7 protein-coding genes are annotated in these 8,087 nt (G+C 54.3%); all 7 read right to left on the reverse strand.

What is annotated here, in order from left to right; translation table 11 throughout:
• Window positions 1-864: HAMP domain-containing protein (locus tag P792_RS35395; RefSeq protein WP_023980019.1), on the reverse strand; the 864-nt coding region annotated here is incomplete at its 3' end.
• A gap of 883 nt (window positions 865-1,747) precedes the next feature.
• A complete protein-coding gene (gene flgH / locus P792_RS35405) occupies window positions 1,748-2,470 on the reverse strand; it encodes a flagellar basal body L-ring protein FlgH (protein ID WP_023980021.1) in 723 nt (240 codons plus the stop codon).
• A 31-nt stretch (window positions 2,471-2,501) separates the two neighbouring features.
• Entirely contained in the window at window positions 2,502-3,497 is a 996-nt protein-coding gene (gene flgA, locus P792_RS35410; RefSeq protein WP_081866914.1) for a flagellar basal body P-ring formation chaperone FlgA, read from the reverse strand.
• Between the two features lie 7 nt (window positions 3,498-3,504).
• Window positions 3,505-4,290 (reverse strand): flagellar basal-body rod protein FlgG, encoded by a 786-nt coding sequence (flgG, locus tag P792_RS35415; protein ID WP_023980023.1) that lies wholly within the window; start codon window positions 4,288-4,290, stop codon window positions 3,505-3,507.
• Between the two features lie 281 nt (window positions 4,291-4,571).
• Window positions 4,572-5,990 (reverse strand): tetratricopeptide repeat protein, encoded by a 1,419-nt coding sequence (locus P792_RS35420; RefSeq protein ID WP_023980024.1) that lies wholly within the window; start codon window positions 5,988-5,990, stop codon window positions 4,572-4,574.
• Window positions 5,990-7,075 carry a flagellin gene (locus P792_RS35425; RefSeq protein ID WP_023980025.1) on the reverse strand — a complete coding sequence of 362 codons (1,086 nt, stop codon included), beginning with the start codon at window positions 7,073-7,075 and terminating at the stop codon, window positions 5,990-5,992. The genes P792_RS35420 and P792_RS35425 overlap by 1 nt, the downstream gene beginning before the upstream one ends.
• 18 nt (window positions 7,076-7,093) lie before the next feature.
• A partial coding sequence (locus P792_RS0120510; RefSeq protein WP_031241768.1) for a FlgK family flagellar hook-associated protein occupies window positions 7,094-8,087 on the reverse strand: 994 nt, incomplete at its 5' end.

The raw sequence follows: 8,087 nt of genomic DNA on the forward strand, positions 1-8,087 counted from the left end.
TCCCTCGCAACACGCTCCGCGTTTTCGGCCCTCTCCTTGGCAACAGCTTCCCGCTCGGCAGCCTGCTCGGCAGCCAGAACCTTTGCTCGTTGCAACCCCCCCCTGGATCGTGCTGAGCGCCTTGGCCATATCTCCAACTTCATCTCCCCGCTCAAGACAGGGAATGCTCTCGTCCAGCCGTCCTTCAACGATACCGAGCATACGATCCCTCACCCTCAGAAGCGGTGATACGATCGTTTTCTGGCTCATAAGCAGGGTCGCGAAAAGAATAAGAATCTGGATGAGCACCAGGCCAATGACGCAATTACGGACAGAAACATTCACATCATGAGCGAGCTGGTTTGATGCACTCTCAACATGCGTAATACGGCGGCCTGTGATCGCCCCGATATCGATCGCCAGGTGAACCCCATCCTGATCAGATGCCTGGGCGATCTGGCGCATTTTGGCAATGTCGCCTTTATCAAGCGCAATCAGCAGACTGTTTAACTGCTGCTCGAAAGTGCCATAACGTCCCAATAGTGGATCCAGCGTGGAGACGAGACGCGGATCCACCCTCGCGGCCTCAGCAAAGATATCACGGGTTCCTCGCATATCTTTCTGGAACCGCGTTACAACCTCGCCGACGAATGGGCTGTTCGCCTGATCGATCAGGAGATGAGAGGCGTAAAGGAGTGCATTGAGCTTGTCGCTGATGCGCGCAAGCATGATTGTGCCCCGGTCATCTGAATTGATGAATGAGCGATAGCGCTCGCCGGATTTTAACTGATTATTGACTAAAAAACCTGAACCGATAAATGTAACCAACGTCAATGTTATTGCAACAAGTGCAATTTTGGCCTTGAACCGAAAGACACTGAACATGAGAGGGACGAGCCTTTTTTCCGCGTACCCTTTCATTGGTCCATCGGAATTATTAATAAATCCTCTCGTTGCCCCTTCATATAACCTGTGGGCGGCTTCGTTTCAGATTTTGCCTTGCAGATAGGGACTGACAAGAATCCTGGCTGACCAGACCTGATGCGAGTAGGTCGCTGTAATCACCAGCCAGGCCCCGCGTCACGCCCCTCCCGAGTGTCCGTGGCGCGGAGGCGGCTTATCAAGCGGAGGAAAAAGAAGCCAGCGGCACACGAAAAACATATCAGGGCTGCCGTCTCGCAGATCGATGCGAGTCGTTCCAAGGAGCCATCGAACAGCCCCAGATACACCAGACGATCGCCGATGAAGGAGAAAACCTTCACCAATATGGTTTCTACAACGCCTAAACCTATGAGAAGTATGATCAGCTTTAGAATCATGTAACGGCCCCTGTCCTCGGTTTTTGACGAGAACGTCGAGTTCTAGGAGCCAATCGTTAACAGAAGATAGGATTTAATACGCTCAATCCGCCTTGACGGCGCTCGCCTTGCATTCTCGATCACGAGAATTTTCGGGGTCTATGGAGGGCTTTCATCAATGCGTTCACCCTTGGTGCGGCCATGTATTTCCCGCCTCTATGCAGAGGGCTGGAAAAACTCCAACACGAGAATATCGACCGTGATGAGTGAGGGGGTAAGCATATAAATAATGGCCCCTCTCTTACCCGTTCCTTCCGGTCATCGTTACTTTTTATGACGCAGTTCCAATGAGCGCTATGGCGAAAAGCCGGAGGAAACGTGGGCGGGACGCTGCGCTACGCGAAAGACACCACATTTCCCAAGATCAAGGAGCTGATAAACCAAGGCCTGCCAACAAGCATGTTGCCTGGTCAGAATGGCAGGACACCATTCATAATCTGCTGTCCCCAGCGCGCATTCTGGACAGTGGTCAGCTGACCACGACCTCCATACGAAATCCGTGCCTCTGCAATACGGTCATGTGTGACGATGTTGTCTTCCGTTATATCCTGGGGTCGAACAACGCCGCTAACCATGAGTTGACGCAGTTCACCATTGATGCGGACTTCCTGCCGGGCAACGACAACGAAGTTACCATTGGGCAGTACCTGAGTCACCGTCCCCGCCAGGGCAAGGGTGACAGTCTCATTACGGCGAATGACACCTGCGCCCGTATTTGCAGTCGCACTACTTGTGTCCAGCGTACTGCTACTTGATAGCACCTTACCCTGGGCTCCGAAGAAACTCGGGATCCCGAATGTCTGCGAGCCGCTTCCTGCGACGGTGGTATTGTCGTTGAGTGCCGCATTGTCCGAGATGTTGACGTTGATCGTTATCAGATCGCCAACCTGAGAGGCACGCTGGTCTTTGAAAAAAGCCCGGCTTCCTGAGCGCCACAGGCTCCCGACCTCCGTTGGCGGAGGTTGGAGAGGTGGCATCGGCATTGTCACCGGACGATAGTCCGGCGACTGTGTCGGATCAGAAGTGTGGGTCATTCTCGGTGGGTGACCGAGTTCCGTCAGATCAGAAAGAGACGTGCAGCTGCCCAGTAGCAGCAGCACGGTCAATGAGCCACGGGAGAAAAAACGCGTCATCGTTTTCAGAGCCACCTATCGCCAGGAAACGTCAAGGCGCAGGATTGCGCATAGACGCCGAAAGCCGGCGCATTGTGATCGGATCGGACGGGACTGGATGACTCGTCAACGCCACTTCCACATTTGACCCATCAGTGACTTTCCCGTTGACAATCATCCCGCTCGACTCATTCAATGCGCGGACCTGCTGTTTGGCACCGGCATCCTCAAGAACCCTTCCAGCAATCGACAATCTGAGCCCTGGAGCTACGTAGGTGATCATGACGGGATCTCCCTTATGCATGATCACAGTGCGCTGCAGGTCCTGCGCAATGACCGCGGAGCCCGCCACGACACCACGGCTGATGGTCTGCCCCTCTACCTCAGCCGGATCGGTGACAGCACGCGACGGCAGATGACCGGAATATGCCTCGTCCACCCTAACATCTGCGGCACTGACAACGCTTCCTGCCCCCATCGAGTGGGTGTACACAATCACGCGCTGGGTGGCATGGACAACACCCGTCAGCATGAACGAGTCGGTTGCCAGATCTCCTGTAGGGTGGGCACGATAAACAGTGGATGAAAACCACCCGCTCCGCTGATCCCATTTCACATCAGACAGAACAACCGGCTCGGCCTCATCCGCAGAGACTGTCACAGGATGAAAGTCGTGAAACGTTATTGAAACGGGGCCTTCGCCCAGGTCGGGCAGGTTTTTCCTGACGAGGGAAACGAAATAATTCTCGTCGAGAATTCTTCCCGCTCTGGTAATCGTCATGAACGAAGAGGAGGATTGGTCTTCCCACTCGACACCGTATTGATCAGCGATCGCAATAAGTTGTTGCCCGCTTACATGAATACTCGATCCAGGTGCCGGCCCAGGACCCAGAACCCGATCCTGCCCGGGCTCAAGACCAGAAAAAATATCAGAAAGACGAACCATCCCGGACGAAACGATGGACGTATTGCGCAGGGTCGCTGCATATCCTGGTACGGAATGGCCTATCAAAGATAGCCCTATGAGAGCGATCGTGAGCCCGCGCATATTGGTATCACCGCAGATTGGTCAGGGTTTGCAGCATTTCATTCGAGGCAGTGATAACTTTACTGTTCATCTCGTAGGCTCGCTGCGCCGTAATGAGCGCAGTGATTTCGGTCACGACATTAACTGATGATTCCTCGACAAAACCCTGACGGACCGAACCATATCCCTCGCTCTGCGGTGTACTGAGGTTGGCTGTACCAGATGAGGTTGTTTCGGTGAACAGGTTCTGCCCCATCGCCGTAAGACCATTCTCATTCTGGAATGTCGCGAGCTGCAACTGACCAGCCACCTGAGCTGTAGTCTGACCAGACAGCGTGTACTGTACCTGTCCAGACTGATCGATCGTGATATTCTCCGCATTGTTGGGAACGGAGATATTGGGAGACAGGGGATAGCCGTCTGCAGTGACAATCGTACCGTCTTCCGAGAGCGAGAATGTTCCGTCACGAGTATAGGCATATTCTCCCGACGGAAGGGTTACACGGAAATATCCACGCCCCTCAATGGCAAGATCCAGCGAATTTCCGGTTTGTTCCAGCGTACCTTGCTCGTTGATGCGGTATATGCCGGCCGTGCGAACACCAAGACCAACCTGCGCACCCGCAGGAACAAGGTCCCCGGTATCAGAACTCATCGTCCCAGCACGACGCAGATCCTGATAGATCAGGTCCTGAAACTCAGCACGACGACGCTTGTATCCGGTGGTTGTCATGTTGGCGATATTATTGGAAATCGTCTCGACATTTGTGGTCTGGGCCTGCATGCCCGTATTCGCAATATCAAGCGATCTCATCATTTCAGGACACCCCTATCAAGAGCACTTCGGAGAGCCTCTTGCATCGACATTATATTTTCTTATCGCAACGAAATATCATTTCAGTTGCGCACAGGACTTCAATATCAGGCAATCTTCGAATTATCTGGCATGTAACATAGAGGCAGCTCGATGCCCCCATGCCGATATATGATGGTTACAGCCTACAATGCTTTGTTGCACAATACGAGACCGGGAATATGAAACTTTTCAAAATTTTCGAATGCATGCGTCAGCGCGTCTTTTGGGACACGCCTATCTCATCGGGCTGAGACAGGCGTATGAGCATACCTCGTCTCAAGAAGAGCCGTGAGATCATCTGTGAGCATGGCAACAGGCCCTTCCCAGTTGAGGGGCTGCTTTTGCTGATAAAGGCGTATCGACTCATACCACGGTGAGTCACATCGCCCCGAGAGCCAACGCCAGCATTGATCATAGCGTGAAAGAAGCCATGTGGGCTTCCCCAACCCAGCCGATACATGCGCAGTCGATGTGTCGACGGCGATAACGAGATCCAGCGTGTCAATCAGCGCAGCCGTATCATCAAAACTGGCGATGTGCCTCGTGTGATCTGAAAGACGCATCCCTTCAGGCGGATTTGCCGCCTGCGCTGCGCGTTCTCCTATCTGCAGGCTATAGAACCTGAGCGCTCTAAAGCGTCTGGCGACCTGCCCTAGCGGTGCCAGATCCTGCAGATTCATGGAGCGGCGATGGTCAGCAAGAAATGCTGCCTGAACTTCGGGATGCGGTGCGCCCGCCCATACAAGCCCCACACGAAAGGTATCGTGCCAGTCATCAGCGTCCCCAGCCCGAAGCCGTTCGCGCCACAGGGTAATCTTTATCGGGTCAGGCCGCAGATATCTGCCAGGAACAGGGATCGTCTCTAGCGTTATCCCGAGTACGTGAGGCAAGCTGAGAACCGGACATTCGAGATCGTGCTCGGGAAGGATATCGTCTTCCGACAGGACTGTGATCTCAGGGAAACTACGCTCCAGAAGCGAGACGAGCTCCGGCCTCACACGCAGAATGACCTGTCCGACCTTTTGCGCCGCAAGCGGAGCCAATCGGGAAAACTGCAAGACGTCTCCAAATCCGCCCTCGGTGAAAACCATCAGAGTTTTGTCAGGCGCCAGCTCACCACTCCAGCGAGGCACACTACTTTGCCCGACAGAAGCACGCAGCGCTGTCCAGCGATGCTCATACTCACGAAAGCCTTCGGCATAATCGCCACTTTGGAGCAGCGAAACTGCGCGGTTGGTCCGGCTATATACGTTCTCCTGGTTCATCTGGACAGCGGCATCATGAAAACCGCGCGCCAGTGCATGATCTCCACGATGATCAAGAGCTACGCCCATGTTACTGAGCGCCAGAGCATGCGAAGGCTCGAGGCGCAGACTGTTGCGATAGCAGGCGATCGCATTTTCGTACTGGCTTAGATGTAAAAAACTATTCCCTATATTGGACCACGCGTCGGGAAGACCAGGATCAAGCGCAACGGAACGGCCCAACAATGCAAGGGCATCCGAAAACCGGTTTTGCAAGTTGAGTAGGCCACCGTAATTGCTCAGGGTGCGCGCGTTATCGGGAGAGGCCTGAAGGCGGATTTCATATGCTTTCGCCGCTGACGCATAATCACCAGCCAACTGAAGCGCTTCTGCGCTGCCTTCCGGATGGGTCATCAGAGATAATCCGCCAGTGTCATGCCCTTCATGTTTGAAATAAGGATATACGAGGCACTCAGGCTGGTTTTGATATTCGCTGCATTGGTTGCGACTGTCGCCATATCAGCATTTCGCGAATCGCCCAGCTGGGTTTCGAGCATTGTGGAAAGTCCAGTCAGCATTGTCGATTGCGAGGTCAGGCTGTTTTGCGTTGCGCCCACAGCGCCTTCCTCTTCGGTCAGCTGGCTAATTGTCGTGCCGAGCGACGTATAGATCTGCTTTGCGAGATCGGAAAATCCTGGTGTGTTGGACGACATCCCGTTCATTGCCGATACTGCCATAAGGTCTCGCATCAGATCCCTGATCGGCGATCCGGTGGATGTATTGCTCGATGAGGAGGTCATGGATGACTGAGTCGCAACGATACCGAAACTCGTCGTGGTGTTGGTCCCACTCATCACGCTGCGTTGATTATCGGCAGCCTGAGCCGGAGATACGGAAAGTGTTGCCGAAAATACGGATACCGCCTGATCGGTTGACCCCGCCAGAGAGGTCGCACTGGCAAGAACGGACCCCGCATTGGATGCGTTGAGAGACTGAACGCTCGCCGCAATCTGCTGAGCAAGGCTGCTTGATGACAGGGAAGCGCTCCCTTTTATGGGTGCTGTGTTGCTGTCAGTGCCTGCAAATACGTAATTTGCACCATCGCTCGTATTGAGCACTGTCTTGAGATCACCAAGGGCACTCATTGCCGATGAAGCGGCGGCAGCAACCTGACTGGATGTTGCCGTGCCTGAAATACCGAGCAGACTAGTGGAAAGCGTCTGCGCCATTGAAACAAGTTGATTGAGACCGGTGGCCGTGACGGACAAGGTGTTCTGAGCGTTGGTGATATTGGATTGCCACGCCTGCACCTGAGTGATTTTGGGAGTGAGGCTGAGCGCCGCAGAACGGGATGCCCCTAGATCAGCGTAAGTCGACCCGATGATACCGGTGCTGCTCTGCCACGTTGCGGTCTCCTGCTGCGCAGTCAGGGTCTTTACACTCGCCTCAAGAATGAGCGAGAGAGCCGATCCGCCGTACTGACCTACCGCATTGCTCATGACCAATCTCCGGACCGCTTACTGGATTGCCGATAACAGCGCATTGAACATGGTCTGCACCGTGGAAATGATCTTCGCGTTCGCCGTGTAAGCATTTTGCAGCGCAACGGTCTTGGCCATTTCGTCATTGACGTTGACGCCCGAAACGTCTGCTACTTTGGTCTGCAGGAGCGTGAGAACGGCGCTGCTAGACGTGACACCCGCGCCCATGGAAGCGATGGTAGCGCCCTGATTGGAGGTAAGGGCAGTTGATAACGCGAGTAGTCCCTGATTACCGGCATATCCCGTCGAGATTGACCCACCTGGACCGAGATTGCTGGATGGCGCAGATAGACCCCCGCTTACGTCTTCGGCATCCGAGCCAAAGGTGGTGGAAAGAACATTGCTGATGGTGGTTGTGACACCTGTGTTGGTGCTCCCATCACTATTAGTGGTGGTGGTGAGCGCCGACGGCGTCTTGGTATAGGTACTGTTGACACTCAGGCTGGCAGATAGCCCAACAATTCCCTGAGGCACCGGCTTACTGAGGTCACTGCCCTGAATCGAACTCGTCGCGTTGGCGTCAGAGCCGGTAACGAACAGAGGCAATCCTGCGCTGCTAAAACGATTCATTACCGTGTAGGAGAATGAATCGAGCTGCGCCTGCATCTGAGGGTAAGTGCTATCGCGCAGGGTCAGGTTGCCGCCAAGGCTCCCCCCTGTTAGACTCGTTGTAATATCCTGGCCAGCAAGAGTAATTGCCGGGATGGAAGAGTTCGTGTTCTGCGCACTGTAGTATGAACTGCTCGACAGTGTAACACTCGAAGTCGAGAGAGGCCACGTGCTGCTGGGTAGTGTCTGGGTGCTATCGTCCAGACCCATCTGATCGGGTCTGGTTGGCAACTGCGTTCCGTCTGCGGTACGCACCGTCATATCGCCGTTTGCACTGGTGGTAAAAGACACGCTCAGATTGGAAGACAGGTCCGACATCACGCCCAAACGCTGATTTTCCAGATCGGCGGTACCCTGCCCC

It is taken from the genome of Asaia sp. SF2.1 (assembly GCF_000505765.1).
Lineage (GTDB): Bacteria > Pseudomonadota > Alphaproteobacteria > Acetobacterales > Acetobacteraceae > Asaia > Asaia bogorensis.

Excerpts from the sequence above, each read along its gene's own strand:
- P792_RS35420 (WP_023980024.1), bottom strand. The coding sequence starts at position 5,990 with ATGACCCATCCGGAAGGCAGCGCAGAAGCGCTTCAGTTGGCTGGTGAT.
- P792_RS35425 (WP_023980025.1), bottom strand. The coding sequence starts at position 7,075 with ATGAGCAATGCGGTAGGTCAGTACGGCGGATCGGCTCTCTCGCTCATT.
- flgA (WP_081866914.1), bottom strand. The coding sequence starts at position 3,497 with ATGCGCGGGCTCACGATCGCTCTCATAGGGCTATCTTTGATAGGCCAT.
- flgH (WP_023980021.1), bottom strand. The coding sequence starts at position 2,470 with ATGACGCGTTTTTTCTCCCGTGGCTCATTGACCGTGCTGCTGCTACTG.
- flgG (WP_023980023.1), bottom strand. The coding sequence starts at position 4,290 with ATGAGATCGCTTGATATTGCGAATACGGGCATGCAGGCCCAGACCACA.